This window comes from Paenibacillus sp. URB8-2, from assembly GCF_013393385.1.
Taxonomy (GTDB): domain Bacteria; phylum Bacillota; class Bacilli; order Paenibacillales; family Paenibacillaceae; genus Paenibacillus_AQ.
Genome location: NZ_AP023239.1, coordinates 5486236 through 5502394 on the forward strand (window position 1 = coordinate 5486236; position 16159 = coordinate 5502394).

Below are 16159 nucleotides of genomic sequence, written 5' to 3' on the forward strand. Positions count from 1 at the left end.
CGATTTCCAACCTGTAGTATATGCAAGGAGAGGGAATTAAATCGGGTATTACATCAGTCCCAGCAGCATTCCACCCGCAGCGCCGGCGAGTACAACCATCCAGGGTGGTAGCTTCCAAAAGACCAGCATAATGAACAAAATAGCCGCCAGGGCAAAATCCATCGGTTCCAAGATAGCGGTAGTCCACAGCGGATCGTACAGAGCCGCCAGCAAAATGCCGACCACAGCCGCATTGACCCCTACCAATACTCCTTGGATTTTCGGACTGTTTCTTATCCCATTCCAAAATGGGAGCGCGCCGACAACAAGCAGAAATGCCGGTAAGAAAATGCCGAGCGTCGCAACGACCGCGCCTGTTATCCCCCCGGCCATGGCTCCAAGGTAGCCTGCAAAGGTAAATAGCGGTCCCGGAACCGCCTGAGCCGCCCCGTAACCCGCCAGGAAATCCGCTTGGCTAACCCACCCAGTCGGAACAACTTCCCGTTCCAGAAGAGGGAGCACGACATGCCCTCCGCCGAACACCAAAGAACCGGAACGATAAAAGCTGTCAAACATTGCGAGCCAGCCCGTTTCCCCCGGCGTTCTGAGAAGCGGGAGCGCCACAAGCAGGCCAACAAATAAAGCGAGGCAGCAAACGGCAACGGTCCGGCTAATCCCAATCTGAAGGTCCGCCGCCCCCGCCGCGTTGTTTTTTCGATACAGACACAAGCCGACAGCCCCCGCAGCAATAATAATAAGCACTTGACTGTAAGCTGTATGCCAGGACAATGCAACCGCAGCAGCAGCAACGGCGATGGTCACTCTATGCCGGTCGGGCGTGAGCTTTTGCCCCATTCCGAGAATGGCCTGAGCTACAATCGCTACCGCTACGATCTTCAGTCCATGAATCCATCCTGAGCCCGCGATATCGTAACCTTGAAGCAGGAAGGCAAACGCTACTAGCGCAATGACTGACGGCAGTGTGAAACCAAGCCATGCAACAACCCCTCCAAGGAGCCCTGCCCTTAATATTCCGATGCCAATTCCAACCTGGCTGCTGGCGGGACCGGGGAGAAACTGGCACAGGGCTACGAGGTCGGCGTAGCTTCGTTCATCCATCCATTTTCGGCGGCGTATGTACTCATTATGAAAGTAACCAAGATGTGCGATAGGTCCCCCAAATGAGGTGAGTCCGAGTTTTGTAGAAACACTCAGCACTTCCAGAAGAGTCGCAACTCTTCCCTTTTGAGCATATTTCGGCGCTTCTTGCTGATTTGCATCCATGATATGGACTGCTCCTTTTCCTATCAAAAATTGATTTTATTCTATGCTATGCTATGCTATATGCCCACACGAATCCAGAGCTTTTACAGAAATTTTACAAACCGTTTTCAGTTCAAATCTTCTTAGGGCATAAACATCCGATAATAGTTGACTGTTGCTTGCACTCATGTTGAAGAACAAATATTAATTCATTGTCTATATTTTACAGCCAGCCGTTTTGCTCGCAACATCACAAAATTAGCTGAACGGACGTTTGATTTCGGTAACCTGGCTCCTTCGTATTTTTACATGATCATGATCGTTAAATTCCATCCGGAAATCACACAAAAAGAGCTATGCCACAAGCTGTCGATCGCTCCTTCCACTAGTACGAGGTTCGTTGATAAACTTGAAAGCTTAAAGCTGGTGACCAGAAAAGTAAACGGCAAACAAACCTGCATCTCTTTAACGGAAGATGGAGAGAAAGTGTACGGTCAGTTTCGAAGTTCTTTGGCCAATTCCGTTGTAAACAAAATGTGGGTGGACCGGCTGCACCAAGAAGAAGACGTCACGGTCCATGATTTATATGCGGAATACCCGGACAAACAAATTAACGTGGAACGTGAACAGCAATTATTGCTGGAGCATGACCGGATTGTTTTTCAATTCCCGCTTTACTGGTACAGCAGTCCTTCATTACTAAAAGAATGGCAGGATGTGGTCCTCACTTACGGCTGGGCTTACGGATCGCAAGGAATGAAATTGCATGGAAAAGAGTTTGGTCTGGCGATTTCGACAGGGGGAGCGGAACCGCTTATCAGGCGGGAGGGTACAATCATTACAGCATGAGCGAGCTGACCAAACCGTTCCAGGCCATGGCGAACCTGACGGGTATGCGCTTCCTGCCAACCTTTGCGACCCAAGGGGTCCGGTTGTTGAACAATGAACAGGTGCGAGAAAGCGCAGAGGCTCTGGTCAATCATCTTAAATCATCATTCTAAAATTGAAGGCTCGATCAAAAATATAAGCGGGATTCATTGCAAAGACCCCGTCACTACTTAAAGTAGATGACGAGGTCTTATTGGAACATGCCGAAAATCAGCCTTTTTATATAATATGGCTATGGAGCAGTTGTGATTGCCGGCAGAGGCGGAGCTACTCTTTTCTTTGTAGACTGTTCATATGCACTTGCAATGTGGATAATTCCGGATTCGTCAAACGCCCGGCCGAGGAATTCGATATTCGCTGGCATGGATGTCCCCGTCTTGGAAGCGGCATAGCCCATCGGAACGCTGATCGCCGGGAAGCCTGTATTCTCGCTCCATCTGCTGAACAAGCCGGCCTGTTCTTTACCGATCAGGTCAGCCAACTGAGCCGACGAAGGATAGGCGATCGCTGCAAATCCGTTTTTAGCCATGGTATCGAGCGTCCAGTCCTGCAGCTTCGTCCGCATGGCGAGTGAACGCTGATAGCCTATATTATCGGAGAGGGCCGCAGGATCAACCTTAATCTCACGGTCGTAAGATTCTTTGGCGTACTTGCTATATTGACCCGAATCGTATAATTCTTTGAATGACTTCACAGGAACGCTGCTGCCTTGTTCCGAAAGGAACTGGTTCACATCCCGGGCCGATTCGAAAGTGATTACGGATGACGAGCCGAGCAGATCTTTGCCGGGTCCGGTGATTTCAACGACATGGCCGCCTAAGGCTCGGATATCATTGGCGGCTTGACGCAGCAGAGCAACAACCGGCCCATTGGGTTGGTCACCCCATATTGCCAAGCCACCGGTTACAAGACCGATCTTGACTCCGTCCAGACGACCGCCCTTGGCGAAAGAGGCATAACCTTCTTCAGGAATCTCTCCAACGCTGCGGGCAGTCATAGGGTCAGCAGGGTCATAGCCAGCTATGAGGTCCAGCCCGATGGCCGCATCTTTAACGCTCGCGGCGAGCGGTCCGGCTGCATCCTGCGTAATCGCCCGCGGGAATATGCCATGTTGGCTTACCAAACCCATAGTGGGCCGAATGGTGACAACCCCGGTCAAGGCTGCAGGTATGCGGAGCGACCCTCCCGTATCCGTGCCGATCGCAAGGGGAGCGTATTGCGCGGCAATCGCCACTGCGCTGCCTCCGGATGAGCCTCCGACGGTACGCTCAAGATCGTAAGGGTTCTTCATGGGGCCTTGGAGACTGGATATGCCGTAAACCGAAGCGGCAAAATCATCCAAATTGCTCTTTGCAAGGATGATCGCTCCTTGCTCCTCCAATCGGTCAATGACGGTAGCGTTGCTATCCGGTACCCAGTCCTTAAAAAGGACGGACCCGTTAGTCGTAGGCATTTCCTTCGTATTGATGACATCTTTGACCACTACCGGAACGCATTGGGCCGCACGCATCGGCAGACCCGAACTCTGTTCCATGTCAAGTGCGGCCGCCTGGGCCATTGCCTGTGGATTCATATTAATAATGGCATTAAGCTTAGGCCCTTGTTGATCATAGGCTTCAATCCGGGTCGTATAAGCGCTTATTAGTTGTTGACAGGTGAATGCGCCTGTTTTGATGCCTTTTTGAATTTGAGAAATCGATAATCCCTGAACCGAATTCGCCGTGACGGAAGAGAGCTGAAGATACTGGGTTAAGCGTTGGTTCAGCACCTCTGCATCTGCTTTGGTCAGCTTGCTGCCGAAGCCGAACTTCCCATTTCCCGAACCATTCATTATCCCAGCTTTGGTTAAGGCTCCGATAGCACCTGCATACGGACTGTCAGCCGGCACATCCGAGTAATTTGTAGGTGAATTGCTTAGGTGAACAAGTGTTTGAATGATCATGGCCGCATCTTCTCTGGAAATAGGTTCATTTCCGCCATTAATTCCCGTTGCAGATCCATTTGGCGCGGTTTGCTTAAGCAATTCTAGCAGTTCCGTTCTTGTCAGAACTTCCATAGAGTTGGATTGTGCAACAGACAAGCCCGGCAACTGAAACAGCAAGCATCCAACAAGCAAAACTTGTACCACACGACGACAAAAATAATTCATTTGAACCCTCCAATCACCTATTTTTTCACAATACATCTCATACTTTAATAGTTAAAATTTTTAATGTCAATTTATATGACATTTAAACGGTTTTATGTAAATATATATTACATATTTAGTTTTTTGGAGGTTTACAGGAAGTTATTTTCAAGTATGGCCGCAGCAAATAACCCGCAATTTTTAACAGGTCGATGTGTTTGGTTTGGGACAGTTTTTTTCCCCAATACCCGCCCAGCAAATGAATGATCCGATCCAGGTCATTATTCTTAAGCTGTTCCATGGCTCTGCGCAGGACAAGAGAATTCTCATAGCTTTGACGCAAAGGTTGGGTCAACTCCTCGTAACTGCCCTGTCCACACAAGTCATAGGCGGCGTATACCCCTGTAAGTAATGACGTATATTGTCCGAATCCCATAAAGGGCATCATGCTTCCAAAACAATTTCCAACGTAAAAGGTATTGCCTAATCTTGCGCTTTGGCATATCCCTATCGGATATTGAGTGATCTGAAATTGATCGGTAATCGGTAAGTCTTGTCCGAGCAAGGATTGTACTTTTGTATAAAATGGTTCCCATAACTGATCGGTACTTGTATTTTTGTTCTTGGGTATATCAGGAATCGCTACGACGATATTCGCTTCTTTTTCTGAAAAGGGTATCAGATATCCGTATCCATAGGGGCCCAGATCATAATCCATCCAGGTCATGACCGTGTAGAGATCGAAGTTTCCCTCCACTGTCGCTCCTTTAATCGATACTGTCAGATCCTCCCGAAAATTTCTTGATTGTTTGGCGTAGCTTGCGTCTCCGGTGGCCACAACGACATGCGTATAGTCTTGAAGTAAATCCTCATAAGTTTTCATCGAATGAAAATGAATGGGCGATTTTAACTGTCTTGCCAACTGTGCTTCAAACGAACGGTCATTTCTCCCTCTTACGTTTGAATAGCCAAGCTCCCCCTCCAGTACCGCCGCTTTGTTTTTGGAGTAGACATTCATTGTCCGTATATTCGCCGTAGGTTGAAGAAATATACCGAACTGGTCCGAAAGTGAAGCTATGCTGTCATGAACGGGCCGAGTCATGATGGAAAGAAGAACTTCCCCGTTGACGAATCGGTCCCCGGCCATACTGCGTTTTTCGAATATGCTTGGCTGAATCCCGTGTTTCTCCAGAGTCAACGCACATGCTAATCCGGAAAGTCCCGCACCCATAATTGCAATTTTCATGGCTGTCCCCTCAGATCGAATATTTATAGAAACTCAACACTTACTATCTGCAAAATGAGCCCTTCGTATTCTCAGGTAAGTCACCAAGAAGCGCTTGAGCATGTTAGAAACGTAGAGGGGATTCTCCGGGATAAAGGATACGAGGTTATGGTCAATGAAACTGCAAAAGAACGGGATGCCACCCTTTTTTGTATGACTGCGTGCGAGGAAGGTTATGACCTGGTCGTTTCCATCGGCGGGGATGGCACGCTTCACGAAACAATTAACGGGCTCAGCGGTCAGGACTATCTCCCGAAGCTTGGCATCGTTCCTCTTGGGACGGTCAATGATTTTGCCCGGGCCTTGCAAATTCCGCAGGACCCGGAACAGGCGATCCGGACACTCACTTCTTCCAGAGTACAAACCATAGATATCGGCCGATTGAACGACCGGTTGTTCATTAATGTGGTTGCCGCTGGCTCACTCGCTGAATCGGTGTCTTCCGTATCATCAGAGGATAAATCAAGACTTGGCGCTTTAGGTATGGGAAGGTGAATCCCAAGTTGACGGCGAAGAGGGGCCTCCTCTGCCGATCGATCTCGGGATTATTCCCCGTCATATCCGGGTCATTGTGCCGAAAGAGGAATAGAGGATCACTCCCCGCAAATCATCAATTTGTTACCATCCGGGTCTTTCACCACGAACCAATGGCCATGTTCGATTTCTGTAACAAGCTCCGCGTCGAGCTCTTTCATATAGTCAAATGAACCTTGCAGATTATCCGTCAACAACATAAAGGCAGGGGTCTTGATGGACGGGGCTCCGCCCGGTTCGTCTCCTCCCCACTTCGGCATCGTATCAAGAATGATCCCGGTTCCTTCCATCGGCAGCGGGCATAAGTGGCCTGAAAGGATTTCGCAGTCTGCTTCATTCAACCCCAAAACCCGGCAGTACCAGCTGCGGGACCTCTCGATATCCCGAACCGGAACAAAAATACTTCCGACCTTATTCTTGATCGGGCTGTTAGCCTTTGAAACTTCTGTGGACTGCTGATGTTCGCTCATAGGTTTCCCTCCATTAATCAAATTAAAACGCTTTCGTAAACGCAATCGGACTATTTAATCAGACCTGAGCCACAACTATCAATTTAAAGCCTAAACCGAAATCATCTCTAACTGCCCACCATTCCGTAACTTCACAACCTAATGCATTTTGATAATATGACTTTGATTGTTCCAGGTCAGACACTAATAGAACAGTCAAGCTGTTTTCGATTTTCCCTTTGGCTTGTTGGTTCAGCTTTACACACCGCCATTTCACAAGGTATTTTTCACCATAATACCAAACTAATGTTCCCTTTTCAATTAAAATTTTAATCAATCTTCACTCTTTATCAATCGGTTTCGTGACGCCATCTTCGTAGAAATCAAAGATGAGCTGTTGCCGGGTTCCCCTTACCCCGTAGAATACGTCCGCTAACTGCTTTCCCCTGCGTTTCAACTCCGAATCCAGCCATTCCCTGGTCAATCCGTTATTCTTCAAATTTTCTTCGATGAGTATTCCGTCCATGATCAATTCCACCGGAAAAGCTTGCTTGTGCGAATGAAGTTTCATATCCTTTTTGGTTACATATTGGTGCTCGTCCTTCTTTAATACCGACACCGTCCCGTTATCTTCGAGAACGGCATACTCCACTTCCTCAATGTTAAAAATCCCTTTTCCCCTCAAGGCTTGATCCAAAGAATCCATAGAATATCTTAGTTTTCTCATATTATCTTCCAAAATTTTCCGCCCTCAATCAGTATGGTGGGAGAACCGGATATCAGCCTTCTCATTTTACGGCTCTTCAGGGCGATGATCGATAGTACAATGGATGTAACGGTAATGACAAAGAGCGATAGCAGCAGATGGGTGAACGCCAAGTTGGCCGCAATGGTTCCAATGGTAATGCCAGTCACAAAATCACGCAGCAGAATCGCTGAAAAGGTCCGAATAATAATTCCTATATACGCTTCCATCTTTATACTCACTCCTTAAACGCCCATTATTCCCATATCGAATGGAAAGAAAACCTGTTGCAATCCCGTATGGAGAGTCTGGCAGAATTATTGGAATAAAGAGCGATCTATTACTTTAGAGGCAAAATTTTAAAGGGCACCCTTGTCGGGTGCCCTTCGATCTGGGAAAGGAGACTGGGAAAGCAGTAGTGGCGCCCCCCTTCCTTAGCTGTCTAGATTCTGTAGTCGTCGACTCTCCACTTTTGGATAGACTTTTTAATGGCGTCGGGTGACAACTGATCTGCTGCCGCTTTCTTGCAAAGTGAAGGAAATTCCTCATCGGAGGCAAATCGCAAAGCTACAATTTGCTTTACGTTAAGCCTCGGATCCAGCAGCTTTTGAGTCAATACATAGTGCCGGAGATTTTCTTCGGCTCGTATCGCTCGATCCTGTGCCTTTAAAGGATAAGAGCGAACGACTAGAAAAATAACGATGAACATTATAGAAATAATTAGAAAAAGAACTGCAGGAAAAACTTGACTTCCCGCTTTCAATGATCTCATCAGCTCTACTACAGCAGAGATAAACAAACCTGCGGTCATAAGGGTAAGCAAAACGTGAAAAAGAGGATGTATTCTCCGATGATTTTGATAGTTTTGAGATTGCTGACTCATTTCTCTCCCCCATTTTATGTCCTATTCGCGCACTATACCTTTTTTACAAATTCAGATTTCAAACTCATAGCTCCAAACCCGTCAATTTTACAATCAATATCATGATCCCCGTCAACTAAACGTATATTTTTCACTTTTGTGCCTACTTTTAAGACGGATGAACTTCCTTTTACTTTAAGGTCTTTGATTACGGTCACCGTGTCGCCATCGTTTAAGATATTCCCGTTCGCATCTTTGATAATTCTTTGATCTTGAGCAGTCTCGGGTTCGGATTCTAAAGTCCACTCATGAGCACATTCCGGGCAAACATAAAGACTTCGATCTTCATACGTATATTCGGAATTACATTTTGGACAATTTGGCAAATTAGACAACACTACATTCCTCCATTCGTTACATCCATAGTAACATATCAAGTAGGAATGGTTATAACAAATGTTGTGCCTTTGCCTTTTTCACTGTCGACTTCAATCATCCCTTTAACTTTATTGATTGTACTGTAGGCCATGAGCATGCCAAGACCCGTTCCTTCTTCTTTGGTAGAATAATAGGGCTTGCCCAGACGTGATATTTCTTCCTTTGTCATTCCAATTCCTGTGTCCTGGATACTGATAATGATATTTTGCTTTCTTTCCGATATATCAATGACCAGAGTACCGCCGCCCTTGTCTTTCATTGCTTCAATACCGTTTTTATAGAGATTAATTAAACACTGCTGGATTTGGTTCCTATCATAGCTTTTATTTAACGAGTTATTGAAACTAAATTGGACCTCTACTTGATGGATGGTGGCATAAGGTAAAATGAGATTTTTTGTATACTCTGACTCGGCCTTCATGTTGGAATAAACCATATTTTCGGATTGTGGCTTGGCAAATGAAAGATAATCACTCACTATTTTTTCAGCTCGATTTAGTTCTTGCAAAGATAATTCTATATATCCTTTTTCCGTCGGTGTTACAGTATTTGATTTATTTAAAAGTTGTAAAAACCCACTGGTAACCGTAAGAGGATTTCTTATTTCATGTGAAACGCTGGCCGCAAGCTCACTAACGACATTTAATCTTTCCGATTGTAAGATCCGGTCACGATTTTTAATATTGGTAATGATCTTCTCTATTAAGAGCATAATGATCCCCATCACACCAACATGAGTCGTTAATGCATCCAAGGTGAGAATCCAGAATTGTCTATCCAATGTCCCCATAATCATACTTAAAATGATCAGGTAAAATCCCATGGTAAGAAAAGAAATAACGGTTGCACATAGTATTCGACTTTTAGAATCCAGTTTCAAAAACTTTTTACTGAATAAGGGTACCAAAATTAATACAGCCGTTGAATAGAAAAACGAATGAACCGTTCCGGCGCCGCCTACATAGAACCGGCAGATATTTAATATTAAATATAACGGGAGAACATTCTTGTACCCTCCAAAAAGGGCCACTATAATAAACGGGATGTATCTTAAATCAAAAATAAATCCCATTTCCAGCTTAATCGGTTTGGCAATACAAAGAATCATCGTTACTGCCGATAGTATAAGGAGCATTTTTCTATTATAGGAACGCGGTTTATTTTCAAAAAAAATTAGAACGATTACAACCGGAAAGAGTAAAAACAAGAAATTCAACAGTAAGGTCTCAAACAAGGCAAAACTTCCTTTCGGCCTCTCTTGCTAAAAAAATGAATGTCTATTTTAATATTATAAGCAAAGTCAAACTTGGTCACTATTGAATTTTAGACACTTTATGTAAAAATACTTTGCTCACTGATTTACATCGGTCACTTGTGGGCATAATTGAACCGCCGGCGGGTTCCGTATATGATAATCTCATCATGTTTTCTTGGGAGGCTTCGTTAACGTGGCAGTATTCATCAATGAACAAATTAAAGCATCCGAGGTGGTGCTGACTGGACTCAGAGGCGAGAATTTAGGCATTGTCTCCAGAGAGGAGGCGCTGGCTATGGCCCGGTCTGAAAAAGCGGACTTGGTCTGCACCTCGCTGATGAGCAGTCCCCCGCCCTGCAGCCTGGTTTCGAAGGGAACAGGAAAAACGGCCGCTAAGAAGAACGCGGCAGCGCATAAGACGGACGCAGGGCGGGGAACAGGAGGCAGCGGCAAGGAGAAGGTCAAAGAGCTTCGCTTCACCGCTTATATTGAGGAGCATGATTACGACACGAAGCTCCGCCAGGCGGACAAGCATCTGCGCTCCGGCAAACCGGTACAATTGGTCGTAAAAGCATCCGGCGCCAAAGAAGGGCTCGCTGCCAAGGCTGTGCTTGAACGCCTTTTGGCCGATCTAAAGGAGATCGGAGTGAAGGACACCGGCATCCAGACGGGTGGCAAAGGCTCGCAGGTGAAATTAAATCCGCGCTGAATCAAGATTTGTTCCCAGTTTTAGACATGACCGGTTCATTTGCGGGTAACATTCATTGTGGCTATCGTTGCTCCCTGCCCGCTAATTGCTCTTGGGCGAGACGGATCATTTCCCGAACCATGGAGCCGCCAATTTTGCCGCCGACATGACCCACCGCTTCTGTAGTCAGGCCCCCATTTTCACCTGGCTGCAGAGGTACACCAAGCTCTTTAGCCACTTCGTATTTCACGTCATCCGGCCGATTCGGATCAACAGCATATCCTTCGCGCTTCATTACATTGGCTTTGAAAGTCTGCATATCCTGCTCCACCCCTGGCACCGCATATTTCCTCTTTCTTCTTGCCATTCTGATACACTCCCTTGATGTCTTTTCCCTAACATGCCCTGAGGCATAAATCTTCATCCCGTTTCCGCCGCAACCAAATTTCGCGCTGCTTATGTATGATACGGTAGATACGATTCACCGCGCTGGCTGAATCCGCAAGTTTTACTTTTTTATCCAAAAAGTATTGAGATAGGCGGTCTTAAACCCTACCCGTTCCATATTTCCGTGGCTGACCGAACCGAACATCACATCCGTATAAACCGTCTTAACGCCAAGTTTAACGGCATCAGCAAGCCGATGGTTAAGCAGAGCCAATTGGCATCCTCTGCCCCGATACGTTGGGAAGGTATAGTCAATTGCAACTGCTCGGCGGGAAAAAATCCTCTTTCGGATAGCGCGCGAGTTACCTCTTCTGTCATATGGTTAGGGGTCATTCAATACATGGAGCGGCATTAGGATAAAACTCAAGCAGCTTATCCAGATCCGGAAGGTCCCCAGGCCCGAATCCTTTGATCCGATTGTAATAAATCGAAGCCGGATCCGTTTGGTCCCGAAGCAAGATGGAGTGGCCTACGCGTAACACTTCGAGTTGTCTCTCCACAGGAACCAGAGAACGGCTTGCGTTCAGCCTAGTGAGTTCCAGGTGAACTCTCCCCCACTTAGCTTACGCATGAAGTGGGGGCTTCTGTTGGCATCGATACAGGGTTGCACACGCTTGCGAGCTTCATGATTGAAGGCTCAACGCCTGTTGCACCCGAATGAGGGAAGCCAACGTCCAATACGTTCGTTTTGCCAATGAAGGGTCTTTTGCCTCCAAGGACAACCACATCTTTTCAGATGTGGCTTTTTGTATAGTACGTAGCACGTAGCGTGCGCCGATGTTATACGAAGCATTAAGATCCGCGTGATACGTTTTTCCTGTTGCGAATACAGCAACATCACGCTTTGTGTTGCGTTGTACAAATCCACTTCCGTCAAAAGCAAGCGCACTTGTATTCGCCGGGTTAACCATGGAAACCCGCATCCCCAAGAAATGCGCCATTTCGGTCACTTTCGTTTGGATGCACCGCTTGGCCCAAAACTGGAGTTTGGCACGAAGCCGCTTGGCTCCCCACGTTCCTTTAGGCAAACGCATCTTGCCTAAAAACTCCATGACAATGACATCTGCGCTGTGCTTTTGGGCAAAGGCGAGGATTTGATGCGCAGTATCGTGGACGATATGCGTCTGTAAGCCATTCATCCGCCGCCAGAAATTCGGTTTTGCCCCTATACCGGATTGTCGCTGGGCTTGTTTCAGTTTGCCTGTGATTTGGCGCAATCGGTCTTTCTTTGGCTTGGTTGATAAATGCCCTCGCCAAGACAGTGCCGCTTACGTCCATCACGGAACAGACTGCGGAATTCGTTAACCCCAAATCAACGGCACACACCCGTTGCTTGGAAAGTTCCGCCTGAGTCAACTTCACCTCCCCTTCATAGGCGATATGAAGGGCATAGCGTTTTCCTTTCCGGACTAATGTGGGGCTGCATTCTTTCATGCTCCACACGTTACGTTTAAATAGGTCTTGCCCCTTAAAGGTAATGGGGAGCCATACCCAATCGCCTTGATGAAATATCTTAATGTTGGCTGCCCGATCGGAGGTTCGAATGAACATATTGCCTTTGTACAAGCAAGGGAACGCCTGATGCTGAGCTTGGAGTGTCGGCGGTTTCTTCGAAAAGCGTTTCCCTTCTTGCCCAGCGTGTTGTCGCTCGGCTTGCCAAAGCCCAAAGCGGGAATGATGACTTTTCACAATGCCAAACGCTTCTGCAATGGCACTTCTGCGGAAGTACGAAGGAAACTTATAAAAGCGTTGATCAAACTCGGCGTAGAGCGGATTCGGATTGTGCCTGGTACGGTGAGTCAGCCGTTCTACCGCCGTCACAACCGCTTAGGTGGATAACGATTCCAAGGCCATAAACTGCTCTTGAATGACCGTAATCAAGAACGACAGCGCCTCTTGATAAACATGAAGAGTCGCATCTAGCATGCGGTGGTGAGACGTAATCGGATGTTTGAGTGTTTTGACCACCTTCATGAGATACGCCTCCATCGCAAGTTTGATGGATCTAGCATAACACAAGAACGTATGTTTGGTGAAACAAACGTGTCTAACCCCCACCTTCGCTGTTGGCTTAGAGGCGGGGGACTGCGACACTAAATCTTTTCAATTTGTTCCAAGTAATACAAAGGTTTGTTCACATTCACAGAGGATGCATCTCCTTATGGAAAGGTAGCGTTCATTTTAGACGGACTTCCCTTCACCATAGCGCCAACTATAGTCTTTATCAAAAAAGCCCTCATTCCTATGAAAGTCGGGCATTGCTCTATTTTCAATATTAGCTGTATCGGGAGATGAGCTGATGCAATTGGCGGGAGACCTCATGTACGCCGCGGCGAAGCTCATTACCGGTAAAAGTCACGCGGATAAAGCTCTCGTCCGTACCCATGGCTTCTGACAAGAAACTGCCAAGTCCGCGAGCTCTGCGGTCAATCTGGATATAGAGCTCTAAATTGTTGACCCGAGGGAAGAACATTACTTCAAGCTCATCCAGCGCGCCGCGAAACTCACGGGTCGGCACATACTCGAACTCCTGTACAAAAGGCAAGCCGGCACCAAGACGGGGAGCATACTCATTGGTCACCTCACGCAGCCTGAAACCCAGCTCCTCCAGCGCGCCGAATACCACCTGCATGTTATCGCTCGGCAGCACCTCGAGATAATCATGGTCGCTTGGGTCCAGCGCCATCTTGATATCCAGCCCTGTCATCAGCCATACCGGTGTGTTGCGGTACGATACGGGCGTACGCTCAGGAACGGTAATTTCAAACGGAATTTCCCGATCCTCCCCTGCCTTAAGCAAAAATCCGTCCGTGATAAGGATACGCGCGATTTCTACTTCATGATTTACCTTTCTATCATTTTCTTCTTTCTCATACTGAGTCTTTACGTAAATATAAATCTTGTCAATTTGCTGCTCCACCTGGCCCCCGCGAATGGATACCACTCCGCGCAGCGTACCGCCAGCCACTACCTGCGCCTCCTCGAGCCGAGTGTCCACTTTAGCCGACCCTATGCCGACGCTTGCCAATACCTTTTTGAACATAGACATGTACCGGTTCCACCTCCGCAATAATGCATCCTTATAATACGTTGATACTATGCATTACGCAGCATCCGGCTGATCCGTTTCAGCCAAGAACGAACTTTAGTCTAGGCACATGCATAGTATGAAAAGAAGTTATTATAAAGGAGTGAATCAAATGGCATTTTTGCCACCGTCCGGAACACCCGCCCAAGACTTGGCTCCTCCCCCTCTCTTCATCCCTCCCAAACCTCCGGCATATGGATCTTATATTATTGACTGCTCGCATAGTTATACTTATGTCTGGCTATGGAATGGGGATAGTTTCTGGTATTACCCAACTCGGGTGGAGTACGGAGAAGTTTCAGGCTATCGCTGGAGCGGTGCGTATTGGTTTTATTATGGAATTGATCCCAGATTCATAAATGCGGTTTCTTGTCCTCCGATTCCTACGCTTTACTAAACATGAAGAAGCAGAGGGGGCTCGGCAAGCTTTTAGGTCATCCTTTGCAGGATGGCCTTTTCTATGTAATGCTTAAAGTAATGACGCTCCATTTTTACACTTAGATTACTCCATATTCAGATAACCTGCATACTGCCTCTAGAGTCACCCGACCGCGCCATTCTAATTCGGAAGCAAGACCTGGGGCTTCCCAGGTAATAGGCCATCCTCCGTCAGGCATTTGTTGTTTCAGAAGTGCCTCCAAGTGACTATCGATTTGGTTTTGAGTAAACAACGGCCTACAAATTGCGTCTGTTTTCGGTGCAAAGTGAAGAGGTGTCAGACCATAAGTATCAACTGGAGCATTAGGTACGAAAAATCGTGCTCGAGGAAGAGCTGTAGCGATTGCATCTAAAAGGTTCAATGCCTTGGCCCTATCAGGTATATATTCTGCCAAAGTAGCAGCACAACAAAGAGTATGAGCTTCAAAGGAAGGACTTTCGATCATCATTTGATAGCAAGTTTCCGTTGCCAGAGAGAGCCATTCGTGCTGGACACCCTGATAATGAAGTAGCCCGCAAATAGCAGTTGTCGGATTAAGACCAGGAGTTAGGGTTGAGTGTATCCAATGACTCGCCATAGGAGACTGATATACGGATTCCTGAAAAAATGGGACGAGCCCCTTCTTGTCTGAAACGGATTCCAGAAAGCTGCATAAAGAAGTTGCAAGTTCAACGTCACGATATCCAGCTTCCTGGAGTGCTCCAAGGCCAAAAGAAATAAACAATGGCTGACTTTCTGGACAACGAACATCGGGTTCTAATGCATGCCCCAGTCCACCATCCGTATTTTGATAGGCACGTACGATATTTCCGACAGATTGGGGAGGTGCGCCTTCATAGTGAACCTCGAACAGTCTGCGTTCCAATAAACGAGCATGTGTAAGCATGAATGTACGTGCTTTTGCCAAATGTTCAGTCATGATTAACCCACCAATCCATATCATTATTAGATAGTAAAACATTTTATGGAACGGTTCTCTGCGCTGTCTGAAGCGGCAAGTTTTGAACAAAAACTACCTGCAGCACTATGGATAGTCTTTAGGATTATATAGCCTTTGTCTTTCGGCAACTCGGATAGACATAAAGAAGGCTGTTGAGACTTTCTCGACAGCCTAGAACCTTATTTACTTGGCGATTGCCGAAGGGCTTGCGGATTGTCCGGCAGCTGCCGGGCGGCCGGAGAGGAGCAGCGCAGCGCCCCAGAACAATTTGACGGCAAGATCCACATAGACAAGGGTGTGAAAAGACAGGTCCGGCCACAGCATGCCGGTCAGGGCGTTGGCGCTTAGCAGGACCGCCAGCAGAATCATGGAGCGCCCATGCACCCATGCCATCGGAACAAAATGAAGGCCTATCGCCAAAAAGGCCCCCAGCCAGACCATCCGGTAATTGCCGTCTCCAAAGTGAGGACCGCCAATCGACACCATTAGTATAAACATGAGAATAATAGAATAGAGCGTCATCTTGCCTTGAAAGGCGGTTTGCGGTCCGTAGGATAGCCTGCGGTTTACCGCTTTGTTGGTCAATATCCCAAATATTCCGGTCATATACCCCAGTGAAAATACAGGCATGGAAATGAGCTGCGTTCCACCTGCAAGCAGTCCCGCAAACAGGATTGCGGCCACCTAGATCAGCCATAATCCGTAAACTCTTTTATTCAGAAAGGTTCTGC

20 protein-coding genes and 2 pseudogenes are annotated in these 16159 nt (G+C 47.0%); 5 read left to right on the forward strand and 17 right to left on the reverse strand.

Annotated elements, in window-relative coordinates:
- Positions 1-48: 48 nt before the first annotated feature.
- Positions 49-1263, reverse strand: a complete 1215-nt coding sequence (locus tag PUR_RS25375) for a chromate transporter (protein ID WP_179037613.1) — start codon at positions 1261-1263, stop codon at positions 49-51.
- A gap of 294 nt (positions 1264-1557) precedes the next feature.
- Between PUR_RS25375 and PUR_RS26440 the strand changes: the two are divergent.
- A pseudogene (locus PUR_RS26440) lies at positions 1558-1668 on the forward strand (MarR family transcriptional regulator); the annotation flags it as partial.
- Positions 1669-1776: 108 nt separating this feature from the next.
- Positions 1777-2243, forward strand: a pseudogene (locus PUR_RS25385) (NAD(P)H-dependent oxidoreductase).
- A gap of 119 nt (positions 2244-2362) precedes the next feature.
- Here PUR_RS25385 and PUR_RS25390 read toward each other — a convergent pair.
- Both PUR_RS25390 and PUR_RS25395 read right to left on the reverse strand, forming a co-directional pair.
- On the reverse strand, positions 2363-4072 hold the full coding sequence (locus PUR_RS25390; RefSeq protein WP_179037614.1) for an amidase family protein: 1710 nt from the start codon (positions 4070-4072) through the stop codon (positions 2363-2365).
- Between the two features lie 322 nt (positions 4073-4394).
- The gene (locus PUR_RS25395; RefSeq protein WP_179037615.1) at positions 4395-5504 is read right to left on the reverse strand and encodes an NAD(P)/FAD-dependent oxidoreductase; all 1110 of its coding nucleotides are present in this window, start codon (positions 5502-5504) and stop codon (positions 4395-4397) included.
- Between the two features lie 54 nt (positions 5505-5558).
- Here PUR_RS25395 and PUR_RS25400 point away from each other — a divergent pair, with 54 nt between their 5' ends.
- On the forward strand, positions 5559-6038 hold the full coding sequence (locus PUR_RS25400; protein WP_232101645.1) for a diacylglycerol/lipid kinase family protein: 480 nt from the start codon (positions 5559-5561) through the stop codon (positions 6036-6038).
- Positions 6039-6136: 98 nt separating this feature from the next.
- Here the strand turns inward: PUR_RS25400 and PUR_RS25405 are convergent, their stop codons facing one another.
- The 7 genes from PUR_RS25405 to PUR_RS25430 all read right to left on the reverse strand — a co-directional run bounded on the left by PUR_RS25405 (position 6137) and on the right by PUR_RS25430 (position 9805).
- Positions 6137-6547, reverse strand: a complete 411-nt coding sequence (locus PUR_RS25405; protein WP_179037616.1) for a VOC family protein — start codon at positions 6545-6547, stop codon at positions 6137-6139.
- Between the two features lie 58 nt (positions 6548-6605).
- Positions 6606-6863, reverse strand: coding sequence for a VOC family protein (locus tag PUR_RS26230; RefSeq protein WP_232101646.1), 258 nt, complete (start codon positions 6861-6863; stop codon positions 6606-6608).
- Positions 6864-6866: 3 nt separating this feature from the next.
- Entirely contained in the window at positions 6867-7253 is a 387-nt protein-coding gene (locus tag PUR_RS26235) for a DUF421 domain-containing protein (protein WP_232101647.1), read from the reverse strand.
- On the reverse strand, positions 7250-7501 hold the full coding sequence (locus PUR_RS26240; RefSeq protein WP_232101648.1) for a DUF421 domain-containing protein: 252 nt from the start codon (positions 7499-7501) through the stop codon (positions 7250-7252). The genes PUR_RS26235 and PUR_RS26240 overlap by 4 nt, the downstream gene beginning before the upstream one ends.
- 212 nt (positions 7502-7713) lie before the next feature.
- Positions 7714-8154: a DUF6526 family protein gene (locus PUR_RS25420; RefSeq protein WP_179037617.1), complete on the reverse strand. Its 441-nt coding sequence runs from the start codon at positions 8152-8154 to the stop codon at positions 7714-7716.
- A 32-nt stretch (positions 8155-8186) separates the two neighbouring features.
- A complete protein-coding gene (locus PUR_RS25425; protein WP_036591848.1) occupies positions 8187-8528 on the reverse strand; it encodes a zinc ribbon domain-containing protein YjdM in 342 nt (113 codons plus the stop codon).
- A 38-nt stretch (positions 8529-8566) separates the two neighbouring features.
- The gene (locus PUR_RS25430) at positions 8567-9805 is read right to left on the reverse strand and encodes an ATP-binding protein (RefSeq protein ID WP_179037618.1); all 1239 of its coding nucleotides are present in this window, start codon (positions 9803-9805) and stop codon (positions 8567-8569) included.
- Positions 9806-10019: 214 nt separating this feature from the next.
- Here PUR_RS25430 and infC point away from each other — a divergent pair, with 214 nt between their 5' ends.
- Positions 10020-10535: a translation initiation factor IF-3 gene (infC, locus tag PUR_RS25435; protein ID WP_179037619.1), complete on the forward strand. Its 516-nt coding sequence runs from the start codon at positions 10020-10022 to the stop codon at positions 10533-10535.
- Between the two features lie 61 nt (positions 10536-10596).
- Here the strand turns inward: infC and PUR_RS25440 are convergent, their stop codons facing one another.
- The 3 genes from PUR_RS25440 to PUR_RS26245 all read right to left on the reverse strand — a co-directional run bounded on the left by PUR_RS25440 (position 10597) and on the right by PUR_RS26245 (position 12178).
- Entirely contained in the window at positions 10597-10881 is a 285-nt protein-coding gene (locus tag PUR_RS25440; RefSeq protein WP_124697234.1) for an alpha/beta-type small acid-soluble spore protein, read from the reverse strand.
- 141 nt (positions 10882-11022) lie between these two features.
- Positions 11023-11175, reverse strand: coding sequence for a hypothetical protein (locus PUR_RS25445; RefSeq protein WP_179037620.1), 153 nt, complete (start codon positions 11173-11175; stop codon positions 11023-11025).
- Positions 11176-11584: 409 nt separating this feature from the next.
- A complete protein-coding gene (locus PUR_RS26245) occupies positions 11585-12178 on the reverse strand; it encodes a transposase (protein WP_232101649.1) in 594 nt (197 codons plus the stop codon).
- 283 nt (positions 12179-12461) lie between these two features.
- On the opposite strand from PUR_RS26245, the gene PUR_RS26250 reads away from it, so the two are divergent.
- A complete protein-coding gene (locus tag PUR_RS26250; RefSeq protein WP_232101650.1) occupies positions 12462-12800 on the forward strand; it encodes a hypothetical protein in 339 nt (112 codons plus the stop codon).
- Here PUR_RS26250 and PUR_RS26255 read toward each other — a convergent pair.
- From PUR_RS26255 to PUR_RS25465, 4 genes are all read right to left on the reverse strand, one after another.
- Positions 12789-12935 (reverse strand): hypothetical protein, encoded by a 147-nt coding sequence (locus tag PUR_RS26255; protein WP_232101651.1) that lies wholly within the window; start codon positions 12933-12935, stop codon positions 12789-12791. The two genes, PUR_RS26250 and PUR_RS26255, sit on opposite strands and share 12 nt — an antisense overlap.
- Positions 12936-13236: 301 nt before the next feature.
- Complete coding sequence (locus PUR_RS25455) at positions 13237-14010, reverse strand: sporulation protein (RefSeq protein ID WP_179037621.1); 774 nt, start codon at positions 14008-14010, stop codon at positions 13237-13239.
- Positions 14011-14546: 536 nt separating this feature from the next.
- The gene (locus PUR_RS25460; RefSeq protein ID WP_179037622.1) at positions 14547-15407 is read right to left on the reverse strand and encodes a hypothetical protein; all 861 of its coding nucleotides are present in this window, start codon (positions 15405-15407) and stop codon (positions 14547-14549) included.
- 204 nt (positions 15408-15611) lie between these two features.
- Positions 15612-16112, reverse strand: coding sequence for a DUF6609 family protein (locus tag PUR_RS25465; protein WP_179037623.1), 501 nt, complete (start codon positions 16110-16112; stop codon positions 15612-15614).
- Positions 16113-16159 lie beyond the last annotated feature (47 nt).

What these genes read in the sequence shown, in the direction of transcription:
- PUR_RS25375 (WP_179037613.1), bottom strand. Translation starts at nt 1,263, where the DNA reads ATGGATGCAAATCAGCAAGAAGCGCCGAAATATGCTCAAAAGGGAAGA.
- PUR_RS25390 (WP_179037614.1), bottom strand. Translation starts at nt 4,072, where the DNA reads ATGATCATTCAAACACTTGTTCACCTAAGCAATTCACCTACAAATTAC.
- PUR_RS25395 (WP_179037615.1), bottom strand. Translation starts at nt 5,504, where the DNA reads ATGAAAATTGCAATTATGGGTGCGGGACTTTCCGGATTAGCATGTGCG.
- PUR_RS25400 (WP_232101645.1), top strand. Translation starts at nt 5,559, where the DNA reads ATGAGCCCTTCGTATTCTCAGGTAAGTCACCAAGAAGCGCTTGAGCAT.
- PUR_RS25405 (WP_179037616.1), bottom strand. Translation starts at nt 6,547, where the DNA reads ATGAGCGAACATCAGCAGTCCACAGAAGTTTCAAAGGCTAACAGCCCG.
- PUR_RS26235 (WP_232101647.1), bottom strand. Translation starts at nt 7,253, where the DNA reads ATGAGAAAACTAAGATATTCTATGGATTCTTTGGATCAAGCCTTGAGG.
- PUR_RS26240 (WP_232101648.1), bottom strand. Translation starts at nt 7,501, where the DNA reads ATGGAAGCGTATATAGGAATTATTATTCGGACCTTTTCAGCGATTCTG.
- PUR_RS25420 (WP_179037617.1), bottom strand. Translation starts at nt 8,154, where the DNA reads ATGAGTCAGCAATCTCAAAACTATCAAAATCATCGGAGAATACATCCT.
- PUR_RS25440 (WP_124697234.1), bottom strand. Translation starts at nt 10,881, where the DNA reads ATGGCAAGAAGAAAGAGGAAATATGCGGTGCCAGGGGTGGAGCAGGAT.
- PUR_RS26255 (WP_232101651.1), bottom strand. Translation starts at nt 12,935, where the DNA reads ATGAAGGTGGTCAAAACACTCAAACATCCGATTACGTCTCACCACCGC.
- PUR_RS25455 (WP_179037621.1), bottom strand. Translation starts at nt 14,010, where the DNA reads ATGTCTATGTTCAAAAAGGTATTGGCAAGCGTCGGCATAGGGTCGGCT.
- PUR_RS25460 (WP_179037622.1), bottom strand. Translation starts at nt 15,407, where the DNA reads ATGACTGAACATTTGGCAAAAGCACGTACATTCATGCTTACACATGCT.